Source organism: Streptomyces sp. UH6 (genome assembly GCF_013421635.1).
Classification (GTDB): domain Bacteria; phylum Actinomycetota; class Actinomycetes; order Streptomycetales; family Streptomycetaceae; genus Streptomyces; species Streptomyces abyssomicinicus.
In genome coordinates this window covers 1-2,301 of the sequence record NZ_JACADT010000916.1, presented here as the reverse complement: position 1 = coordinate 2,301, position 2,301 = coordinate 1, and the positions used below count along the sequence as shown (strand labels likewise).

The following is a 2,301-nucleotide window of genomic DNA, read 5'->3' as shown; positions in this document are numbered from 1 at the left end:
CCCCGAGGGCCTACCGGGCGGCCGGCGGCGTCGCCACCGTCGGGGTGTCCAACCTGCTGGTGTGCCGCCCGGATCTCGACCCGGCCGTCGCCGGGCTGCTCACCCGCCTGCTGGTCCTCCGCGCGGCCGCCCTGGTCCCCGACCGGGCCGTCGGCGCCCAGTTCCTGGACATCCGCAGCCTGATCAGCACCGGCGCGACCCCGCTGCACCCCGGAGCCGTCACGGCCTACCGCGCGTTGCACGGGTGAGGAGGCGGACCCCGCGCGCCATCCCTGCCCGCGGGCCCAGCCGCACCCGCACCCGCACCCGCACCCGCCCGAAACATTCGGAAAGTTTCGCTCTTGTCCCGGAAGTGGCCGAATGATTCCAGTCGATGACGGCGGGGGCGGCCCTCACCGCACCGGTTTCCGCCGATCCGTCCCACCGGGGCGCCCGGTACGCCGGTGACCAGGAGGGGCAGAACGGCCAACCTGAGACGGGTGCCGCCGGAGCGTTGTCACGCCCTCGTGCCGTTCCTAATCTGGGAGCGCTCCCGCCCCTCCCGTCCGCACCGGCGGTCGCGCGCCAGCCGTGCCGGGAGGCTCCGCCTGGCCGAGGACAGCCCCACCCCGACAGGCCGGCAGCACCGTCCCCCCACCCGGCGCGCTCCGGGCGGCTCCGGCCCGGCCGCGCCCCTCCCTCTGGAGGTCTCATGCGCTTACCCCTGCTACGGCCCTGGGCATGGGCCCTGGCCTCGCTCGCGGCGACCGCGAGCCTGGTGTTCACCACCCTGGATCCGCGGGCCGACGCCGCGACGGCCACCCTCCCGGCCGCCGCCGTCCAGGCCGTGGCCGCCTCCACCGTCGAGGACGAGGGGGCCGACTGCCCCGTCGGGAGCACCCCGTCCGGCTCGAGCTCCCTGCTCCCCGACCCGTTCAAGCGGATCGACGGCACCCGTGTCACCAGCAAGGCCGACTGGCGCTGCCGCCGGGCGGAGATCAGGGAGCTGGCCGAGCGGACCGTCTACGGCCAGAAGCCCGCGAAGCCGACCGTGACCGGCACGGTGTCCGGCGGCAACATCACGGTGAACGTCTCCGACCAGGGCCGCAGCGCCAGTTTCTCCGCGAAGGTGGAACTGCCGAGCGGCACCGGCCCGTTCCCGGCCGTGATCGTCATCGGCGGCCTGGGCGCGGACACCGCGACCATCAAGGCGGCCGGCGCCGCCGTCATCAACTACGACCCGCTCGCCGTCGGCCGTGAGGGCACCGCACGCACCAACAAGCAGGGCGCCTTCTACACCCTGTACGGCAACACCAGCTCCACCGGCCTGCTGATGGCGTGGTCGTGGGGCGTCAGCCGGATCATCGACGTCGTCCAGCAGTCGGGCGGCTCCGTCCTGCGGGGCGACTCGCTGGGCGTCACCGGCTGCTCCCGCTACGGCAAGGGCGCGTTCGTGGCCGGCGCGTTCGACCAGCGGATCGCGCTGACCATGCCGGTCGAGTCGGGCACCGGCGGCGCGCCGATCCTGCGCGGGGTCAACGGCGAGAGCGGGGCCCAGCCCTTGAGCAGCGCCTACGGCGAACAGCCGTGGCTCGGCGACGCGTTCGGCTCCTCCACCTCCTCGCCCGACAACCTGCCGGTGGACACCCACCAGATGATCGGCATGATCGCTCCGCGCGGCCTGTTCCTCATGGAGAACCCGCACGTCGACTGGCTGGCCGCCAGGTCCGGCAGCGTGGCCGCGCTCGGCGGCGCGGAGGTCTACAAGGCGCTCGGCGCGCAGAGCGCGATCTCGTACTGGTCCGACGTGCAGGACGGCACCCACTGCGCCTCGCGTACGGAGTGGCGCACACCGATGCAGCAGAGCATCAACGCCTTCCTGAAGAACTCCGGCAGCGGGCCCGGCGTCTTCCGCGTCGCCTCCGCCAAGGCCGGCAGCCTCTCGGGGTGGCGGGACTGGACGACCCCCACCCTCGCCGACGGCGGGACCTCCGGAGGCACGACCAGCGGCACCACCTCGGGCACCACGACCGGCACCACGGCCGGCACGTCGGCGGGCACCACGACCGGCACCACGGCCGGCACGTCGGCGGGCACCACGACCGGCACCACGGCCGGCACGACCAGCGGCACCACCTCGGGCACGACGTCCGGCTCCACCGGAGGCACCCCGGGCGCCGGCTGCTCCGCGGCGCACCGCACGGTCAACTCCTGGCCCGGCGGCCACCAGGGCGAGGTGACGGTCCGCAACGACGGCGCGAGTTCGATCAGCGGCTGGTCCGTCGGCATGACCCTGGCCTCCGGCCAGACCGTCACCAGTCT

Annotated in this window: 2 protein-coding genes; both read left to right on the top strand. The window is 74.4% G+C overall.

Features of this window, described 5'->3' with window-relative positions:
* Positions 1 to 248 (top strand): TAXI family TRAP transporter solute-binding subunit (locus HW445_RS27525; protein ID WP_306673370.1); only part of this gene is annotated, 248 nt, incomplete at its 5' end.
* A 443-nt stretch (positions 249 to 691) separates the two neighbouring features.
* Positions 692 to 2,301: cellulose binding domain-containing protein (locus HW445_RS27520; protein ID WP_180223578.1), on the top strand; the 1,610-nt coding region annotated here is incomplete at its 3' end.